The organism is Mucilaginibacter sp. Mucisp73 (assembly GCF_059491465.1).
In genome coordinates, this window is record NZ_CP168507.1 from 2,274,509 (window position 1) to 2,295,417 (window position 20,909).

16 protein-coding genes are annotated in these 20,909 nt (G+C 41.9%); 10 read left to right on the forward strand and 6 right to left on the reverse strand.

The annotated features are described in order from the left end of the window. Positions 1 to 23: 23 nt before the first annotated feature. The 5 genes from ACEN82_RS09630 (at position 24) to ACEN82_RS09650 (ending at position 5,529) form a co-directional block, all read left to right on the forward strand. On the forward strand, positions 24 to 842 hold the full coding sequence (locus ACEN82_RS09630) for a universal stress protein (RefSeq protein ID WP_413320908.1): 819 nt from the start codon (positions 24 to 26) through the stop codon (positions 840 to 842). A 109-nt stretch (positions 843 to 951) separates the two neighbouring features. Further along, positions 952 to 2,316, forward strand: a complete 1,365-nt coding sequence (locus tag ACEN82_RS09635) for a L,D-transpeptidase scaffold domain-containing protein (RefSeq protein ID WP_413320907.1) — start codon at positions 952 to 954, stop codon at positions 2,314 to 2,316. Positions 2,317 to 2,344: 28 nt separating this feature from the next. After that, entirely contained in the window at positions 2,345 to 3,223 is an 879-nt protein-coding gene (locus ACEN82_RS09640; RefSeq protein WP_413320906.1) for a universal stress protein, read from the forward strand. A gap of 445 nt (positions 3,224 to 3,668) precedes the next feature. Further along, positions 3,669 to 4,313 (forward strand): LOG family protein, encoded by a 645-nt coding sequence (locus ACEN82_RS09645; protein ID WP_413320905.1) that lies wholly within the window; start codon positions 3,669 to 3,671, stop codon positions 4,311 to 4,313. 28 nt (positions 4,314 to 4,341) lie between these two features. Continuing rightward, positions 4,342 to 5,529, forward strand: coding sequence for a PAS domain-containing sensor histidine kinase (locus tag ACEN82_RS09650; protein WP_413320903.1), 1,188 nt, complete (start codon positions 4,342 to 4,344; stop codon positions 5,527 to 5,529). A gap of 94 nt (positions 5,530 to 5,623) precedes the next feature. On the opposite strand, the gene ACEN82_RS09655 is transcribed toward ACEN82_RS09650, so the two are convergent. Continuing rightward, positions 5,624 to 6,484, reverse strand: a complete 861-nt coding sequence (locus ACEN82_RS09655) for a universal stress protein (RefSeq protein WP_413320901.1) — start codon at positions 6,482 to 6,484, stop codon at positions 5,624 to 5,626. 223 nt (positions 6,485 to 6,707) lie between these two features. On the opposite strand from ACEN82_RS09655, the gene ACEN82_RS09660 reads away from it, so the two are divergent. From ACEN82_RS09660 to ACEN82_RS09670, 3 genes are all read left to right on the forward strand, one after another. Next, positions 6,708 to 7,139 carry an Hsp20/alpha crystallin family protein gene (locus ACEN82_RS09660; RefSeq protein WP_413320899.1) on the forward strand — a complete coding sequence of 144 codons (432 nt, stop codon included), beginning with the start codon at positions 6,708 to 6,710 and terminating at the stop codon, positions 7,137 to 7,139. Between the two features lie 78 nt (positions 7,140 to 7,217). Beyond that, complete coding sequence (locus ACEN82_RS09665) at positions 7,218 to 7,802, forward strand: HdeD family acid-resistance protein (protein ID WP_413320897.1); 585 nt, start codon at positions 7,218 to 7,220, stop codon at positions 7,800 to 7,802. Between the two features lie 234 nt (positions 7,803 to 8,036). Then, entirely contained in the window at positions 8,037 to 10,424 is a 2,388-nt protein-coding gene (locus ACEN82_RS09670; RefSeq protein WP_413320895.1) for a phosphoketolase family protein, read from the forward strand. A gap of 243 nt (positions 10,425 to 10,667) precedes the next feature. Here the strand turns inward: ACEN82_RS09670 and ACEN82_RS09675 are convergent, their stop codons facing one another. The 4 genes from ACEN82_RS09675 to ACEN82_RS09690 form a co-directional block, all read right to left on the reverse strand. Further along, entirely contained in the window at positions 10,668 to 11,033 is a 366-nt protein-coding gene (locus ACEN82_RS09675; RefSeq protein WP_413320894.1) for a hypothetical protein, read from the reverse strand. Between the two features lie 52 nt (positions 11,034 to 11,085). Then, a complete protein-coding gene (locus ACEN82_RS09680; protein WP_413320892.1) occupies positions 11,086 to 12,219 on the reverse strand; it encodes an efflux RND transporter periplasmic adaptor subunit in 1,134 nt (377 codons plus the stop codon). Between the two features lie 10 nt (positions 12,220 to 12,229). Further along, entirely contained in the window at positions 12,230 to 16,582 is a 4,353-nt protein-coding gene (locus ACEN82_RS09685; protein ID WP_413320890.1) for a CusA/CzcA family heavy metal efflux RND transporter, read from the reverse strand. 93 nt (positions 16,583 to 16,675) lie between these two features. Further along, positions 16,676 to 17,059: a hypothetical protein gene (locus tag ACEN82_RS09690; protein WP_413320888.1), complete on the reverse strand. Its 384-nt coding sequence runs from the start codon at positions 17,057 to 17,059 to the stop codon at positions 16,676 to 16,678. 647 nt (positions 17,060 to 17,706) lie between these two features. On the opposite strand from ACEN82_RS09690, the gene glgP reads away from it, so the two are divergent. Continuing rightward, positions 17,707 to 19,233, forward strand: a complete 1,527-nt coding sequence (glgP, locus tag ACEN82_RS09695; RefSeq protein WP_495644145.1) for an alpha-glucan family phosphorylase — start codon at positions 17,707 to 17,709, stop codon at positions 19,231 to 19,233. Between the two features lie 222 nt (positions 19,234 to 19,455). On the opposite strand, the gene ACEN82_RS09700 is transcribed toward glgP, so the two are convergent. Continuing rightward, positions 19,456 to 19,815: a DUF1304 domain-containing protein gene (locus tag ACEN82_RS09700; RefSeq protein WP_413320884.1), complete on the reverse strand. Its 360-nt coding sequence runs from the start codon at positions 19,813 to 19,815 to the stop codon at positions 19,456 to 19,458. Positions 19,816 to 20,272: 457 nt separating this feature from the next. On the opposite strand from ACEN82_RS09700, the gene ACEN82_RS09705 reads away from it, so the two are divergent. Continuing rightward, the gene (locus ACEN82_RS09705) at positions 20,273 to 20,851 is read left to right on the forward strand and encodes an RNA polymerase sigma factor (protein WP_413320882.1); all 579 of its coding nucleotides are present in this window, start codon (positions 20,273 to 20,275) and stop codon (positions 20,849 to 20,851) included. Positions 20,852 to 20,909 lie beyond the last annotated feature (58 nt).

The following is a 20,909-nucleotide window of genomic DNA, read 5'->3' on the forward strand; positions in this document are numbered from 1 at the left end:
TTATTAACCTGAAAACACAGCCTATGAAAACGATCCTGGTAATTGACGATGGTTCTGCGTCTGCTACAAATGCCACGCATCTTGCCTTCAACATAGCAAAGCACATTGGAGCTAATTTAGTTTTGGCCCGGATATATCCGGTAAAACAACCATCGTTTTCTAAAGCACTGCAATTGGCGGGGCACGTTGCCGCTGATGGCTACATACCCGGTCCGTCACGGGGCCAACCGGTCAATTTGTCCTTAAAAGAAGGTGAACATATACCGCTGATTGAGGAGTTTGAAGTGTCAAGTGATACGGAAGCGCAATTGATTGCTTACATTAATAAGAATAGCGTTTGGATGGTTATAAAAGGGTTACCGGAATCGGCGCCATTTAATCGGGACGTTAAGGTGCAGGCGGTTTTAAACCGGATATCTTGCCCGGTGATGCTTGTTCCCGTGAAGTTTGATGGTGGTTTTGAGCGCTTGGTTTACACGGCTGATTTACGATATTGCCGGTTAAATGTTTTGAAACATCTTGCTTCTTTGGCCCAGGCCTTTCAGGCAGATCTGTTACTCGCTCATATTTCGGCAAAAGGTTTGCCCCATATAGAACAAAACTACGCGCTAACACTCTTTAGCGATGAGATAAGTAAAAAAATCGGCTATGAGAGACTGTTTTTTAGTAATACAAAAGAACGTGATATGTCACGGGCTGTTGATGTTATGATACATAATATGCATGCCGATCTGCTGGCGGTTGTACATCACCGATTTCATTGTGAGCAGTTGAGAACCGAGGGGAGCGATATTTCCGTTCCTTTGCAAGTGGGCATCCCGGTGCTTGTCTTTCCATATTGAGTTTACAAAGTTGAAACTGTTTTGAGTGTTCAGGATCAATTGGATAAATGACCGTCGTCACTAATTTAACCTACCAGGCATTGCAATTTTACGTCATAAAAACGATATTATGAAAATAGTTGAAATAAGCTTTGCCGCCAGTAAACAAACCCTTATTTGGCTGTTTGTTTTGTGCATTTTTTTTATGCCGGCAGGAGCCATGTCAAAAAGCTATGCACAAGGAAAAACCATTATTCGTAATACAACTGATACTTCGATCTCAGCACAGATCGCGGGGCAATTAAATGATAAGGCATTGAATAATGGCTTGTATTTTCCTGTTTCAGCTAAGCGGTTTTACGAAAAACGGGCTTTTGCTCCGGTATGGACAGTGGAACAAAAAGATCAAAATAAAACATGGGCTGCCATGCTCCTGATTGATTGTGTGTTGCAATTTGGTTTAAGGCACGAAGATTATCATCCTAAAGAACTGCAGTATACCACGTTGCACACCATACTCGAACAACCCGGTAAAGTAAGCAACAAGCAAAAGGCCCGGTTTGAGATATTACTCACCGACGCTATGCTCGCTTTTATGAATAACCTGCATTTCGGCAAACTGAACCCATATTATCCGTCAGCAAAAATTGATAGGGCAACCATTAACGGCTTTAACAGCGAAGAAATATTAACTAATGCGCTCAAACTACCAGCCTTTATGGATGCAGTAGTAAAAGTGCAACCTTTAAACAAAGAGTACGCAATATTTCAACATCAGTTACATTTGATTAAAGGGCTTTATGAGGGAGACTGCTATGAAACGCCGGAAGCCGATGTGAGAAAAATTGCTGTGAATATGGAGCGGTTACGGTGGGCCGAAATAAACGATAGTACTTATATCCAGATTAATATTCCAACTTATACATTAAAATTAGTCCTGCCGGATACAACGTTTGATTTCAAAATAGTTGTAGGGGCTCCTGCTACACCAACACCCTTAATGGTAAGTACGCTTACAGATTTTGCTACCGGAACAGGCGCTGTAAATCCCAAAACTAATCAGAGAGACAAAATGATTCCGTATAATCTGTTTTTTAAACAAAAAACAGGCAATCAAAAAAATGGTACTTACATCTATTTCATGCCCGGCAATAAGGCAGGTATAGAGTTGTTGGGTTTATCTGATAAGAATTTATTCAGGAAGCAAAAAAGAGCGACGAGTAACGGGGCGATAAGAATTGAGCGGGGAGAAGAACTTGCCAAATTGTTATTAACTGCAGCCGGAAATAAAACAGACATAAAATCCATGCACCGGGCCCTGATGGATCGGGAAATTAAAGTTTTTCAACTTAAAAAGCCTGTCCCAATCAGGATCACTTATATCACTACTGCTATTGTGGATGGCCAGATTGTAAAATATGAAGATATATATAACCTTGACAGCAAGGTCGAAAATCAGCTTTATGGCCTTAAACCCGTCAATAAAACAAAGTGAGCGGTTTTAATTATGATTTTGAAAAATTATGAAAACGATTTTAGTTCCAACAGATTTTTCGGCGCAGGCAAAAAATGCGGCAAGTTATGCTGTAAATATTGCGCAAATGATCAGAGCAGGCGTAATATTATGCCATGCTATAAAAGTACCTGACGAATCACCGATGGCAAATCAGGTGGCCTGGCCGCTCGAAGATTATAATTCCCTCAAAGAAGAGACAACGCAGGAACTGCAAAGCTTGTCGGCTGCATTATTGCATGACATCCACTCAGATGAAGCGGTCGGCGATCGGGAGTTTATAAACACGCGTAGTGCTACAGGTGATGTGGTGGATGTAATCAGAAATGTGGTAGAAGAGCAAAAATGCGTTATGGTGGTTATGGGCATGTCGGGAGCCGGGGCCATAAGCAGGTTTTTCTTGGGTAGCAATACACAGGACGTGATCAATAAAGCTTCCTTCCCGGTTTTGCTGATCCCGGCAAATGCTCATTTTCATCCCATATTTAAAATCGCTTTCGCTACAGATTTGAACGATAACGACATTGAACTAATTCATTCGGTGGCAAGCCTTGCCTATTATTTTAATGCCGAATTATTAATAGCACATATTACCGATGATAAATTTGAAGAGGGGGATGATAAGCGTAAAGTAGATGATTTTTTGAAGGAGGTGACCTGCAAAGCCAATTACGGTAAAGTTTATTACAGACATATAAAAAGTGTAGATGTAATGCATGGCCTCGACTGGCTAAGCGAACATGGCACAGTTGATATGCTTGTTATGGTGCACCGTAAAGTAAATTCGCTTGAAAAGCTTTTTGGCATCAGTTATACCCAAAAACTTTCACATCATATAGAGATTCCGTTGCTGGTGCTGCCTGAGGGATTATCTGCCGTACATTTTTAGCGTTTTCAGACCGTTAATTAGGATCGAAAACTTTTACGCAGCAGGGTTATATTATAAAATCTCAAGCACATCTTAACAGGTGCTTTGCAGCTTCAAAAAAGCAATATGAAGTCATATTGATAATGGCCGGTAATGTATGGTAAGCCCACTGTTTGTTCTGTCAAGTTGTAGGCCTACCGAAACCTATGGAATCGTTAATAAACCTGATGACCTAATTAATTTGCCATGTAACGTCACTAATGGTGAAATTGAAAAGTTTAAGGCCAATTGCTATTAGAGAGAGGGCGTTGGCATATATTCAATGTTGCGGCGGGTTAAATGGAATAAAGATAAAGCTTTGTTTTAATTATAATTAGTGATGTCTAAAGAGAGCAATAAATCTGAGATCGCATTCCTGGAGGGGCCCCATTCGCGATTTAAAGAGCTACGTTTTACGGTCGAAACAATGTGGGAATTTATAAAAGGATTCCGTGCATTACATTTTATTGGCCCCTGCATTACTGTATTTGGTTCGGCCAGATTTAAGGAGGACCATCCTTATTATGAACTGACCCGGAAAGCTGCTGCCGAATTTGCGAAACTCGGTTTTACAATTATGACAGGAGGAGGGCCCGGACTTATGGAAGCGGCTAATAGGGGAGCTAAGGATGTTGGTGGCCGGTCTGTTGCCTGTAATATCCAGCTTCCTGTAGAGCAGAAGCCTAACCAATACCTCGATAAATGGGTATACATGAAACATTTTTTTGTAAGGAAGGTGTTATTGGTCAAATACTCTTTTGCCTTTGTTGTTATGCCTGGAGGATACGGTACACTGGACGAATATTTTGAAGCGCTTACCCTGATCCAGACACACAAGATAAAAGATTTCCCGGTGATTATTTTCGGTAAAGAATATTATTGCAAACTTGTTGAACATATCGATCTCATGAAGGCTAATGGAACAATAGGGCCTGGTGATATGAAGTTGTATTTGATAACTGATGACATAGCAGAAGCCGTTAGTTTAATTTCCGAAAAGTGCATCAAAACGTTTGGGCTGAAGCCGGCAAAGCCAATCACTCCTATAAAGTGGCTTTTGGAACACATTTAATAGTTTTATTATCAATATCGCTATCAATATGAATGATCTGAATTTCTTAAAAGCCGTTATACAGCATGTGATAGATGGTATTATTATAATTGATAAAACCGGACAGATCATTTATGCCAATCCTGCTGCTGACGAATTGTTTGGATATCAGTCGGGTGAACTGTGCAGTTTGAATGTTGACTATTTAATGCCCGTACAGGCACGCATATCACACAACCGCAGTATAGATGTTTATAAAGAAACAGGTTATGCGAAGATAATTAATAAGGGCCGGGAGATTGTTGCATTACGAAAAGACGGAAGTTCCTTCCCTGCAAGACTTTCAGTAAGTGAGGTTTTATTTAAGCAGCAAGCGGTTTACGCCGGTGTAATTCATGACCTTAGCCTCGAAAAAGAAATTGAAGAACAGCAAAGGCAATATACTTCAGAGCTCGAGACAATTGTCGAAAAGCGTACAACCTTCCTGAAGAATATCGTCCAGACGCTTGAGCAGGCAAAAGAAGAAGTAAACGCCTCTTTGAATAAAGAGAAAGAGGTTAATAAGATGAAAACCCGTTTTGTATCGATAGCTTCACATGAATTCAGGACTCCTCTTAGCCGCATTCAGTTATCTGCATCGCTGATAGAAAGGTATTTTGAAAGGCTGGACAAGGGCAAAATATTCGAGCATCTTGCTAAAATTAAAGGAGCTGTGACAGATCTTACCGGTATCTTGAATGATTTCTTGTCGATCGAACGCATTGAATCCGGCAGTGTAAATATTCATCGTGTAATCTTTAACCTAGGAGCTCTGATAAGAGAAATAGCTGCAGAGATGTCATTGCTGAAAAAGGCCAATCAGCAAATTATTGTTAATGACGATATCGACGCCATCAATGTAAAACTTGACAATCAATTGATCAGGCATTGTCTTATTAATCTCATTTCCAATGCTATTAAATATTCCGGGGAAGACGGTATAATCAATATAAATGCCCAGCTTGTAGAAGGCGCCTGCACCATTAGTATACGGGATAATGGTATGGGAATTCCAACCGAAGATTGTGATAGTATATTTCAGCCATTTTTCAGGGCCGGTAATACAACTGACATAGAAGGGACTGGTCTGGGGCTTAACATTGTGAAGCGATATGTTGAGCTGATGAACGGAAGAATAAACTTTAATACAAGCCTGAGAAATGGCACCGTGTTCGAAATGAAATTTCCGGTTCAATAAGGCGCTTCATTCATGTAACTGATACTAATGGTCCATTCAAAGTATGGGTTGAGCCCATTTTTGAATGGACCGCTTTCAATAAATTGAACCGGGTTTAAATAATAGTCGGGAAAATGAACAGCGGCAATTTTAGGTCGCTAAGAGCTTCTTTGGTAGTGCTATGTTCAAAATAGCGCCTGAAAAAAGAATGCTGGTGATGAACTACCGCGAGGAGATCAGGTTTTTCTTCAGCGCAATGACGGTGTAGCCGGTCCGCAACCTCGCGGCCTCCGAGGTCCTTAAACGAAATACGGTCGTACCCGAATTTGGCAATATGTTTTTGGAAAGCTTCTTCCTTTTCAATTTGCTGTTTCTTATCTTTTACCGGCTGGTTTACATGTACTACTTCAATACTGAACTTAAAGATCTTTCCCAGGCCAATTAAGAAATGGAGTGGCGCAATATCCGCTTCATCGAAGGTTGTCGCGAACACTACCTTTTTAATATCGGTAATACTGGTACTGGCTGGTACAACCAACACCGGGCGTTGTGTATGTTGAATTATTTTATTGGTTTCGCTGCCGAAAAACAAATGTTCGATAGAGGTACCTGACGGGGCCCCCATCGTTATAAACACAATTTGGTTTTCATCAAGTATTTGTTTGAGATTATCTTTCAGGTTACCGTCACCGCTTAAGCCTTTAAGTGTTGGCTTTCGTTCGGTTTTATCAATCCCATCTGCAATGTATTGCAGTGTATTTAATTGATGATCAAGTTTTTTCTTTATTTCGGTAGTGGCTAAAAAAAACTCTTCTTCTACGTAGGGACCTCCTGAAAAAGTGGACGCTACCGGTATGGTTTCATAGTTATGATACAAAAGTACGTTGGCATGCAATTTACCTGCCAGTAGTACAGCAGAATTTGCAGCGTTTGATGAATTATCGGAAAAATCGGTGAGTGCGAGGATAGTTTTCATGATAATGGATTGAATTTTTAAGTAACTGATTTGATTACACAAATATTCACATCTCAGTCCTCATTATAAATGACCATGGTCATGACTGAACTTGACTTTAAACATGAATGGTTAAATATAGCTTGCATTTAATGCTCACAATCATAACTCATTGTGAGCACGGTCATGTGAGTTTGAATAATCCATTCCGAATTTTGAACCATAAACTTAAATATACAACGCTATGTCAACATTAGTAAAATCAAACAACATCCCCTCATTGCGTTCAATGATGGAGGATTTTTGGAACAACGACAATTTCTTTAATCATCCTTTCTTCAATCGGGAGCTATTGCCGGCGGTAAACATCCGTGATAAGAAAGAGAATTATGAACTTGAAGTTGCCGCCCCGGGTTTCAAGAAAGATGATTTCAATATCGGTATTGAAAATGGTTTGCTGACTATCAGCGCCGAAACCAGCGAGGAACATAATGAGGAAAAAGAGAATTACACCCGCAAAGAATTTTCAAGCAGTTCCTTTACCCGAAGCTTCAACTTACCCGAAGATGTGGATGATGACCACATTAAAGCAAATTACAAGAACGGGTTGCTGACTATTGATATTCGTAAAACAACCCCTGCTGTTGCAGAGAAAAAGAAAATTAACATTGACTGATCAACCGCGTTGCGCCTGTACTTTGATTGTACAGGTGCAACTTCTTCTTTGATCAAACGCCGAAAAAAATATCAAACTATGGAAGCTGTAGTTTATAACAGGGTAATTGTCCCGTCCAGATATTGGATATTAATGCTGTTATCTGGTATCCTGCTTTGTGTTCTTGGGTTTTGGGTGATTCTATCGCCGCTGCAGTCGTATCTTTCACTTAGTATTACGTTTGCCGCAGGAATGATGATGACCGGCCTTTTTGAAACTGTTTTTGCAATGATAAGTATCCGGCATATTGAACGCTGGGGATGGCTGCTGGCAAGTGGACTGATTGATTTAGCTATAGGTAGTTATTTGTTTACCTACCCAACAATAACTATGATGCTGCTTCCGATTATTGTTGGATTTTGGCTGCTTGTAAGAGGCATAATGGGTATAGGAAGCGCGCTTGATATGCGTGCTTATGGTATCACGAGTTGGGGCTGGATCATGTTTAATAGCTTGGTTATCATTTTCTTTTCAGCTGGCATTCTTGCTTATCCTGCTTTTGGTATCGCTAACCTGATCGTATGGACAGGAATGGCGTTTTTGGGAGCAGGTATTTTCAGAGTGGTTATTTCTTTTAAGGTTAGGCATATCATCAGTCTTTCTTCGGGTAAATCCCAAAGTTAACTAAATGCTGTTACTCATCGGAATTAGTGATGGCGGTCATGTTTTGAGGATCCCAGCCATTCGATATTTGTTGATAATGTTAAATCAGTGAATAATGAATTCTGATCAAAATAAGAATATATCTGCAAATGATTCAGGGGTTAACGTCTATATAATACCAACTGATGAGGAACTGATGATGGCGCAGATCGTGAATGAAATAATCCACATTTGAAACTATTTAAAGCAATTAAAATGACAATGATAACTGATATCACATCAATCGATAACGCGCCGTTAACCGGTGAGTGTTTGGAAAAATTAGATGCTTATTGGCGCGCAGCTAATTATTTGTCTGTTGGCCAGCTTTATCTTTGCGATAATCCGCTTTTGGAAGAGCCTTTAAAAATAGAACATCTCAAGAAAATGCAGTTAGGCCACTGGGGTACCACCCCCGGGCAGAATTTTATTTATACTCACCTTAACCGGATCATTAACAGATATGATTTAAATATGCTTTATATTTCAGGACCCGGGCACGGCGGACCTGCCGTAGCAGCAGGTACATACCTGGAAGGGACCTACAGTGAAGTTTATCCGGAAGTTAGCCAGGACCGCGCGGGGATGAAAAATTTGTTTAAACGGTTCTCATTTCCAGGTGGTGTATCCAGTCATGCCTCGCCCCAAACACCGGGGTCAATGCATGAAGGGGGCGAACTTGGATATTCGTTAAGCCATGCATTTGGCGCTGTGCTGGATAATCCGGACCTCATTGCTGCTTGTGTTGTAGGCGATGGAGAAGCCGAAACCGGACCGCTGGCAACTGCCTGGCATTCTAATAAGTTCCTGAACCCGATTACCGATGGCGCTGTATTACCAATTTTGCATTTGAACGGCTATAAGATTTCAAATCCAACGGTTTTGGCCCGCATTCCCCACATCGAGCTCGAACAATTATTTCATGGTTATGGCTACTTTCCTTTATTTGTCGAAGGTTCGGACCCCGCAATTATGCACCAGGCTATGGCTGCGGCCTTAGAGCAAGCGGTACACTTTCTAAAGCAAATAAAATACAATGCCATAGAGCATCCAGGGCAGGAGCGACCAAAATGGCCAATGATCATATTAAATTCACCAAAAGGATGGACCGGGCCAAAGGTTGTTGATGGAAAGCAGATAGAGGGCACATTTCACTCTCATCAAATACCGCTTACCGTTTCCGGGTCAAGCCCGGAGAGTCATTTGCAAATGCTCGAAAGCTGGATGAAGAGTTACCGGCCCGGAGAGTTATTCGATACTAACGGTTGCTTAAAGAAGGAAATTGCGGAAATAGCACCAAAAGGCAATCGAAGGATGGGAGCAAATGCGCACACAAATGGGGGGCTTTTGCTTAGAGAGTTGGTGCTTCCTGATTTTCAGAAATATGCAGTTAATGTTGATCATCCGGGTATCACAGGCGAAGGTGATGTGCACGTCACCGGTCGTTTCTTACGGGATGTAATATCTCTTAATCCTCAAAATTTCAGAGTTTTCGGTCCCGATGAGACTGTCTCAAATAAGTTAGAAGCAATTTTTGAAACTACCAGCCGTCAGTGGAACGCTGATATTAATGTGAACGATGAATACCTTGCCCCAAAGGGGAGGGTAATGGAGATGCTCAGCGAACATCAGTGCGAAGGTTGGCTCGAAGGGTATTTGCTAACCGGCAGGCACGGGCTATTCAATTGTTATGAGGCATTTATACATATCGTCGATTCGATGTTTAACCAACACGCCAAATGGTTGAAAATGACGCGGGAGATACCATGGCGGAGAAAGATAGCATCCCTGAATATCCTGCTTACTTCAACCGTTTGGCGCCAGGACCATAACGGTTTTACCCATCAGGACCCGGGATTCATTGATCACGTCATTAATAAAAAATCAGAAATTGTGAGGGTTTACTTGCCACCAGATTCTAACTGCCTTTTGTCGGTTATGGCTCATTGCCTGGGTAGTAAACATTATGTAAATGTTATGGTAGCAGGGAAGCACCCTTCTCCTCAATGGTTAAGTATGGATGAGGCTGTGGTTCATTGTTCAAGAGGCATTGGGGTATGGGACTGGGCAAGTAATGATCAGGACTGTGAGCCGGATATTGTGATGGCCTGCTGCGGTGATGTGCCTACATTAGAAACGCTGGCTGCTGTATCCATATTGCGTGAACATTTTCCTGATTTAAAGATAAGGGTTGTAAACGTTGTGGACCTGTTAAAGCTGGAAAGGCAATCCAGCCATCCACATGGCTTGAACGACCATGATTTTGATGCGCTTTTTACTGTCGATAAACCCGTGATCTTCGCTTTTCATGGCTATCCATGGCTTATTCACAGGCTTACTTATAATCGGACCAATAATAACAATATTCATGTAAGAGGTTACAAAGAAGAAGGCACAATAACGACATCCTTTGACATGACCGTACTTAACGAAATGGATAGGTTTCATCTCGTAATGGACGTAATCGATCGATTGCCGCATTTGGGCAGTAAAGGCTTATATCTCAAACAAAGCCTAATGGACAAATTGGTTGAGCACAAACAATACATCAATGTTAATGGTGAGGATATGCCCGAAATCAGAAATTGGCGGTGGAAAGCTTGACAGGTGAAATTTTCGAAAGCCAGAAGTTGCACATATGCTTAATCTAATCATTATGATAATCAGGTAATTATTGCGGATCCTGATTCAATAAATATGCAGATCGGGACATAATATAATTCCCTGTACCCAAAAAGCCACACTGCAAAAACCGACCTGCAGTACTTAGCAATTTATCCTATTACGACAACGGGGCCGGGTGAAACAGAAAATGCCAACAGGCATTTTCTGTTTCCGGACTTTAATTTAACGAAGGGGGAGTAGTATCTGATAATTACTTTCGTCCCGGTAACGCTTTCTTACTGTAACATCGGTATCTGCTGCTACCGTTTTATGGGCAAGCTTCAAAAAAACAGATGCGGTAAAGTGATATTGCCCGGGGGGTAATTGGCTAAAAGTTGCACTGCCATCAATAGCGGAAAGCTGCATTCCTTGATATGTAATGTTGCCTGAGTTGTCTTTTATAGGTACCCCGGCATAGTAATAAACAGGAATATCTGGCACAGGTTGTTGGTTGTATTGTACCATAACATTAACATTCCCATTATATACAATAGCTTTTTCGCATGATGATAATATAGTGATGGTAACTACTGAGATGACTAATTTCATCGTGATATTAGTTTTCGTATTTGACAGGCCTTAGTTTAAACTCTATTTAATTTTATTTCGCCTTATTCTTCATCATCATTAATAATGAATACGCGCCTTTGGTTACAAAAACAGCGTTCGCGGTCATAGCCTTTGTTGGCAACGGTATTTCTGTAAAGCCGTTTTCACTTTCGCCTATATTAACCTCGGTCATCTCAAACTGTCGGTTCCCGATAACTTTATAGATATACTGTTTACCTTCAAACTGAACAATGGCTTCGTTAGCTATGGCATATGCCTTAGTATTTTTTACTTGTACTTCTGCATTCATATAAGTACCCGGAACCAGTGTTTTATCGTAGGTTTCAAAATGGCAATGCACATCTGCGTTCCTGTCGGCAGAAAGATCCCGGCCAATCAGTAATATCTCGGCTTCGTGTTTTTTTGCGGGTTGGTTGTTGGTATAGGCCACCAGTTTTTGACCGATATATAATTTATCCAGATCCTTCTCATATACTTTCAGCGCCAGGTGGATATCTGTTGGGTTGACCAACTCGAACAGCACCTCCGTCGGGGACACATATTTGCCGATATTGACATTTACTTTAGATACAAAGCCGGTTATAGGAGAGTATATATTGACGCTCCTGGATATTTTTGAGGCGCTGATAGTTCGTACGTTGATACCAATAAGTTGTAATTTCTCAGCTAATGAGCTAATTAACACTTGCTGGCTGCGGTATTCGGCCTCGGCCTGCTGAAAAACCTTGTCACTGCTCGCTTTGCTCTGGTTAAGGTCTTTTTGGCGGTTATATTCATTTTCCAGGTACCCTATCCGGGCCTTCGCTGTAAGATAATCCTGTTGTAACTGGATATATTGCTGGTCCTCTATCATCGCTATGGCTTCACCTTTATTCACATGCATACCCGGCAACAGCTTGGTTGATTTTAAATACCCACCAAGAGGGACACTAATGGAAACCATATTTTGCGGCGGAACATCGATTTTTCCATTGAGCTTTAATACAGATGATATTTCCCTTTGCTCAATCTTGCCTGTAAGTATCGATGCATTTTTTAGCTGCGCATCCGTCAGGGTTACGATGTTAGTATTCTCTGCTTTATCTGTATTATCTGTTGCCGTTTTTTTTTCGCCGCAGGCAGATAGCAGGATAATGATGACTGATAAATATATAATGAATTTCATGATCATATTTTTAGTTGTTTGAAAAATAGTTGAGTTGAATGATGGCCTCGTTAAGGTTGCGAACAGCATCCAGGTAATCATTTTTAATGGTAGTGGCCTGGTTAATCAGTTGTGTCCATTCCAGGTAGTTGATGTTTCCGGCGGTAATTTGCTGGTTGGCGGTAACGGTTATTAAAGCGGCATTTTTTAACGGCTTGTTTTCAAAATACTGAACCGTTTGCAGGTACTTGTGGTATTGAAAAACGGCGGATTGATAAGCCGTTGTCATGCTTTGAAGTTCCATAGCATAACTACTTTCGGCTATCTGTTTGTTTACTCTCGCGCTGTTGATCCGCGCCTTTTGCGCCCCGGCAAAAATAGGTATGCCGATACCCAATTGCACTGAGTTAAACCGATTTGAGCCATTATAAAGCTTATTATCGGCACCAATACCCTTGATGCTGGTATTGTTATATCCTATGGCCAGATCAGGCAAAAGCTTGCTCTTTTCCATGCGGATAGCAGCGTCTGCAATTTGCTGCTGCTGAGCTATTAGTTTTATTACCGGGTGGTTTTTCAAGGTCAAGGTGTCTGAGGCCAATATAACGGCTAATTTATAGTCGGATTTATCTGGTGTTAAGGACTCTGTAGAATTAAGCAACAACTGGAATTGCAGTTGTATGATGGCCACATCTTCCTTTAACTGGCTTAGCTGCATCTGCACCTGTCCCAATAATGTTTCAGCACTCGTTTTCTCCAGTATATTGGCTTCGCCTTTGGCCAGCCGCAACTCGGCTTTTTTATAAAAGCTCAAATACAAGTTATCGGCATGCTGTAGTAACATTCGCTTGTTTTCCAAATATACCAGGGTGTTAAAAACCTGGCTAACCTGCTTTTTTAACAGCACCTCATTTACCGCGATATTCAGTATGCTGTTTTTCCAGTCTTCTTGCAAAAGTTCTTTCTGCCTGCTATAGACAGTTGGAAAGTTGAAAGACTGGGAAATACCGAATTTGGTATCGTTGTAGCTGCTGTTGATTTGCCCAACCTCCCCAAACAGCGTAGCCTGCGAAATATTGGCTGATGTGCCGATCAATATCTGCTGATACTTCGACTTTAACTGTTCATGTTTAACTTGTAAGTTGTTTTTTAAAGCAGTATCTATAGCGGCTTTAAGGGTGATGGGCGTTTGCGCCCCCGAGGTTTGGCTTATTACAGTCAGCAAAATGATGGAAAGCACAGTGGCCGTTTTCTTCGATAGCACTGTTTTAAAGCCTTTTTCAAACATGATATATAAAACGGGCAATACAAATAAGGTGAGGAAAGTGGCGATCAGCAAGCCACCTATTACTACCGTAGCTAACGGCCTTTGTACTTCGGCACCGGCACCGTTACTGATGGCCATGGGAAAGAAACCCAGGGAAGCCACAAATGCGGTCATGAGTACCGGTCTTAACCTTACCTTGGTGCCTGATAACACAATATGTTTCAAATTGGTCATACCTTCTTTTTTTAACTGGTTAAATTCCGATATCAATACAATGCCATTGAGCACGGCCACGCCAAACAGAGCGATAAAACCCACCCCGGCGCTGATGCTGAAAGGCATGCCGCGCAAAGCAAGGAACAGGATGCCCCCGATAGCTGACAACGGAATGGCGGAGTAAATCAATAATCCCTGCTTAATGGAGTTGAAAGCAAAATAGAGTAGTAAGAAAATAAGCAGCAACGAAACCGGCACGGCTATCATCAGGCGCTGTTTGGCAGCATTCAGGTTTTCAAAGGCACCACCATAGGTTACATAATACCCCGCCGGGAATTTAAGTTGTTTATCTACCTTGGCCTGCAGCTCGTTTACGATTGTTTGCACGTCCCGGCCGCGCACATTAAAGCCAACTACGATACGGCGTTTGGCATCCTCGCGCTGTATTTGGTTGGGGCCGTCCTTGATTTGTACATCGGCCAATTGATATAAAGGGATCTGTGTACCCCTCGGTGTCGGGATGAGCAAGTTTTGAATATCCTTCAAGTCTTTTTTTTGCTCGCTGCTTATCCTGACCACTATTTCAAAGCGCTTTTCACCTTCAAACAGGGTTCCGGTGCTTTGTCCGGCGAGTGCTGTGTTAACCACCTTGTTAATATCGGCGATATTGAGGTTGTATTGTGCTATGGCATTGCGGTTATAATTAATGATGATTTGCGGCATGCCGGCAACTGCTTCCACAAACAGGTTTTTAGCGCCGTCAACCGTATTGATGATCTTACCCAGTTTATTCGCATAAGCTGCGAGGGTATCCAGGTCTTCGCCGAATATTTTACAAACCACGTCCTGACGCGCGCCGGTCATCAGTTCGTTAAAACGCATCTGAACCGGGTACTGAAAGCCTGCGGTAACACCTGGAACCGCTTGTAAGGCCTTACCCATTTTTTCAGCTAATTCATTAAAGGTTTTAGCAGATGTCCACTCGTTCTTGGGTTTTAGGATCACCATCATATCGCTTGCATCCATCGGCATAGGATCGGTCGGCACTTCGCCGCTGCCTATTTTGGTCACCACCTTTTCAACTTCGGGGAATTGGCTTTTTAAGATGTGGGCGGCCTTTTGAGTATTGGTAATAGTAGTATTCAGGCTACTGCCGGTTAGCACCCGCGTATCAACCGCAAAATCACCTTCTTCCAGTGCAGGTATAAACTCACCGCCCAGTGTGGTTAAAATATAGGCTGAAAATATAAACAAACCGATAATAGTTAATAATGCAGCTTTGGGAAATGCAATTACCCCGCTTAATGTTTTTTGATAGGTTCTTTCAACCTTCGCCATTAACCTATCCGAAAAATTGGGCTTGTGCTTGATCTTCTTACTCAGGAAGACGGCGCTCATCATAGGGATGTAAGTGAGTGATAAAATAAAAGCGCCCAACAGCGCAAACGCTACGGTTTGCGCCATAGGCTTAAACATTTTACCCTCGATTCCCTGCAAAGTGAAGATCGGCAGATATACCACCAATATAATTATCTGGCCAAAAACAGCGCTGTTCATCATTTTGCTGGCAGAACTGTTCACTTCCTGATCCATTTCTTTCTGCCCAATCTTGTCAGTTAATGTAAAATGTTTGCTATGGCTAAGGGTATGCATTACGGCTTCTACAATAATTACGGCCCCATCTACGATCAAACCGAAATCAAGCGCACCAAGGCTCATCAGGTTACCGCTTACACCAAAAAGGTTCATCATAATAATGGCAAACAGCATCGACAACGGAATCACAGAGGCAACGAGTAAACCTGCCCTGAAATTGCCAAGAAATAATACCAGTACAAATACCACAATGAGTGCCCCCTCCAGCAAGTTGCGCTCCACAGTACCGATAGCGTTGTTCACCATTTTGGTACGGTCCAGGAAAGGTTCAATCTCAACGCCTTCTGGCATAGTTTTCTGGATTTGTGCAATACGTTCCTTTACGTTTTTAATCACCTCGCTGCTGTTTGCACCTTTCAGCATCATGACAACCGCTCCCGCAACTTCACCTTCGTCGTTATAGCACATCGCACCATAACGGGTAGCGTAGCCTATTTTAACGTCAGCCACGTCTTTAATAAAAAGCGGCGAACCATCGGCAGTATTTTTAATTACCGTATTATTGATATCTTCCATATTGCCAATCAGTCCCTGGCTACGGATATACACCACCGTTGGGCCTTTTTCAATATAAGCGCCGCCGGTGTTCTGGTTGTTACTTTCCAGGGCCTTAAAAACATCGGTTATGGTAATATTATGGGAAAGCAGTTTATTAGGATCAACTTCAATAGAATACTGTTTAAGCTTCCCGCCAAAGCTGCTCACTTCGGCTACGCCTTTGACACCGAGTAACTGGCGGCGAACTATCCAGTCCTGTATAGTACGGAGTTCGGTTTCGTTATACCTACCGGCATAGCCCTTTTTGGGGCGCACTACGTATTGGTAAATTTCGCCCAGCCCGGTGCTTACCGGGCCAAGCTCGGGTGTGCCGATGCCGGCCGGTATCTGGCTTTGCACTTTTTGCAAACGTTCGGCAACCTGCTGCCTCGCCCAGTAAACATCTGTAGCGTCGTCAAAAACAATGGTAACCAGCGACAGGCCAAACCTGGAAAAACTTCGGATCTCTTTTAAGCCCGAGATATTGCTGTTCGCCTGCTCTATAGGGTAGGTGACCAAGCGTTCGATATCTGTAGCTCCGAATGATGGGGCGATGGTAATAACCTGTACCTGGTTGTTGGTAATATCGGGTACGGCATCAATGGGCAGCCTGGTAAACTGATAGCTGCCATAGCCAATAAGGGCGATAATAAAAAGCCCTATGATCAGCTTATTCCGTACGGAAAAAGCGATAATATGATTTAACATAAAATAAGATCTTGAAAATTAGCAATTCAAAAAGCAGCGCATAGCAGGAATAGCCAGGCTAAGCGCTGTAAACAACATAGAAATGACTGCTAATTAGGATTTTGGCGGCTGCCAAATGCTGGATAAATAAGTTGAGTGGTTAAACGACTGATCGAAGGCATGTAACTTCGTTTTCGTTGAGAATACCAGGGGAGGGACGAGTGGCTGGAATAATTGAGGAACCAGCACGGGTGATATCGTCGCTGTGCAATTATCTGCTGTTTTGAAGGGCAGCTTCATATCCTCCCTGTAGTCTTTATCCCTCGGGCTGCCATGCATGTAATGCATGTCCAGAAATTGCAGGAATGAAATGCTCTTGTTTTCCTTCCGGTGTTGGGCAAAGTGTTCAAAAACCACAGGCAATTTCAGCAACTGGTGGAGTTCAGTTGTTGAAAACAGGAAGGTTGTTAAAAGCAATATGGCCGTGAACTTTTTCAAAACTATACAAAAGTAACAATTAATAAACAATCGTTTTTGACGCAGATCATATGATTATTAAGTTTTAATCATTTATTAATATGCGTGATAGGCTCAAAATGAGGTTCCGAAGGTCTTCGCAGCCGCATTTCGTCCTTTTTTCATATTCAGACTGGAAAACACGGGAATGACGAAAGTACTTACACGGAAAGGGTATCATTGTGAAAGAATTTTGTAAACGGAAATATTAAAAGCGGTTTTCTGTTTTAAAGGATGTAGGAGTGAGGTCACTTATTAACGTCAATTGCGGGCCGGTTTTAAATTGGCTATTAATCCATCGTTTGAATTTGAGTGTTTTGTGCGTACTGTCATATAATACCCTGATCCGTGTCATTCCCGGTTAGCAGATAAACACCAACATTTGAAAAAACATTCATCAGAACTTCTGAAAAACAGAAATTAAATAATAGTTTATAATACTAATATGCTCCTTAGCTTTAAAATAGCTACGGGTCTTTTTTTTAAATCATATGAGCTTCTCCTTTCAGCATCCTTACCCAATAAACCCGGAATACAAAATGCCGGTCGCTTATCTTTGCATGGAATATGCCGTCCATCAGCCCCTTAAAACCTACTCAGGTGGCCTCGGCTATCTTGCAGGCTCTTTTATGAGGAGCGCCTATGAACTCAGGCAGAACGTTATAGGTATCGGAATCTTGTGGAAATATGGTTATTATAACCAGGGAAGAAAGGGTGATGAAACCATGGAGGTACTCTTCCAGGAAAAAATATATCACTTCCTCATTGATACCGGCATTAAATTTACTATTAAGGTATCCGGCCATGATGTTTGGGTTACCGCGTTTTACCTGAAGCCTGAAATTTTTAAAACGGCTCCTCTGTTTTTCCTGACAACAGATCTGCCGGAGAATGACTATTTGGCTAAAACCATTTCACATAAGCTTTATGACAGTAATCCTGAAACGGGGACTGCTGCTGCGATATTGCTGGGCGAAGGCGGGGCACACTTATTAGAAGCAATCAATTTCCAACCAGATATTTATCACCTGAACGAATCACATGCCTTACCCATCGCATTTTATTTATATAAAAAATATAAGTCCGTTGAGGAAGTAAAAAGAAGACTGGTTTTCACTAACCATACACCCGAACCTGGCGGCAACCAACGGTCTGATTTGTTTCTGCTTAATAAAATGGGTTTTTGGGGGAATATTCCAATAGATGAGATAAAGGAAATAGCGGGTTGTCAGGGCGACGTTATGGATCATACCTTAACTGCGTTTAAGTTCTCCGGCAAAGCCAATGCTGTGTCAAAAATGCATTTAAACACACTACAGGGAATATGGAATGGAAATAACGGCATTTGTGAACTTACTTCTATAACAAATGCCCAGAGCTATTCTTATTGGGCAGACAAGGAAATGTATGCGGCATTGGAAACTAATCAGATGCAAAAGCTGGTGGAAAAGAAAAAGGCAGGTAAGCGTGCACTTTTTGATGAGGTGGCGGACCAATGCGGCGTTCTACTTGATCCTGAAGTGCTCACCATTGTTTTTGCGAAAAGGTTTGCCGGGTACAAAAGGCCGGAATTGCTATTGCATGATATGGACTTTTTTCACCAACTTCTAACTAATAATAAAATGCCGATCCAAATGATATGGGCAGGAAAGCCTTATCCAATGGATTATGATGCGATAGCCAGTTTTGATAAGATCGTAAACTTATGTAAGTATTACCCTAACTGCGCGATTTTAGTCGGGTATGAATTGCGTTTATCACGACTGCTTAAACAAGGGGCAGATGTCTGGCTCAACACGCCGCGGCTGACCCACGAAGCTTCAGGTACGAGCGGGATGTCGGCTGCAATGAACGGATGTATTAATGTTTCGATTCCTGATGGCTGGTTTCCGGAATTTGCTGTGGATGGCGTGAACGGTTTTGTTATACCCAATACTGAAATTAGTGAACATAAATTTCAACAGGATGAAACCGATGCGCATAACTTGTACAATTTGCTGCAAAAAACAGTCATCCCCCTGTATTACGATCATCCGGATAAATGGATTGAAATAATTAGGCACAGCATGCAGGATATATTCCCTCACTTTGACAGTAACCGGATGGCAAAAGAGTATTATAAACAGCTTTATACTAACGGTACTAATATTTGTTAATGTGGGCCCATTCGCTGCTTCCCACAACCTTTTGAGCAATAGGATCACAAACCTCCGGGGTCATGCAACGTTTGGTCGTCAGGTCGACACGTTGTTGGTGTTTATCCAGGCAGCAATCGAAACCGTGAATTGTTTGTCGTAACCGGCTATAGCATGACCAATCCCTTGATAGTTTTTTCCATTTCGACCCACATAAAAGATCGTGTGGGTTGATAAATGCGCCTACCTCATCAGGATCAATACAATGACCAGTATTGCAGGTACGGCCTGTATATAGAAGATCTTTTTGGTTACTGTAAGTGCCCCGTAAATACCAGCTACGGCAACACAACTCAGGAAAAACAGGGCCACGTAGTTATGCCATTGTGCGTCGCTGATAAAGAATGTCCAGATCAGACCTGCTGCTAAAAATCCGTTGTATAAGCCCTGGTTAGCCGCTAAAACTTTGCTGTTTTCCAGTTCCTGCAATGATTTGTTGAATGCCTTGGGGCCGCGGGTTGTCCAGGCAAACATTTCCAACCATAATATATAACAATGGATAAAGGCTACCAGGCCGATGAGTACTTTGATAATAAGATCCATAGATTTTGATGTCTTAAGTATAAATGTAGTAAATGTTATAGGATTTATTGTACCGGGGTTCTGTTACGCCATTAAGCCTTAAACTTGTTCTGTAGGGGCAGTCATGCACAAATGTATAATGGTGTAAGCAATACCGTCCATTTTGCCGTTTTGCAACTGTAAAAAATGAGGAAAACAATAGCAGGGGCAGTAGGATGCTGGTTTGCCCTTTCCTGATTGTAATGGTTTGGCTCATGGAAAATTACAATAATAGGGAAGAGGCCATCATACTAAGGGAAATCGGAGTTTTCTTGCCATGCTAAGCTGATAATTCTCTGCCATCGGGGTTAAACCCGTTTATAAGATTTTATTTTGCCAGATAATTTCTATATTTGGATTTGACACATATACAATGAGCATTAAAACACCATGATGTTTGTGTAATTAACCTGATCAATATAGGAAATTAAAATAACGCATGGCCCCTCTTGACTTGTCAGCCGACGATGCCAAACTTCTGAAACTCATTAGTGAAGGTAGCAAACCTGCCTTCGATGTATTATATACCAAATATTGGAAACAGGTTTATAACGCAGCATACAAACGGGTTAACGATATAGAACGCGCTCAGGATATTGCTCAGGACGTATTTGTGCAGTTATGGGTGCGTGCGTCAAAGTCGCCGATTGAAAACCTGCCGGCTTATTTATTGGTTGCCGCTCGCAATGGCGTTTTTAAATATATGGAAAAGGAATCGCGCTATGCGGCCTTACCCGATACAGTCCATGAAATTGAAAGCCATCTTGGCCGCGCCGATGCTAATGTGCTTCATGATGAATTTTTGAAAGCTTTTAATGAGCTTATTGATACCTTGCCAACTCAACAGCGTATCATATTCAATTTGCGCTTTTACGAAGGCCTCTCAAGCCAGCAAATTGCCGATCAACTGGAAATCTCCCCCAAAACCGTTCGTAACCAAATGGGGAAGACCCTTGCAACGCTTCGTAAATCACTTTTCTTACTTCATGTATTGCTTTATTTTTATCAACAAGGTTGATAAAACGTTTTTTCTTTAATGAAGATGCCTTATTTTTATCAATTATGATGATTGGTTG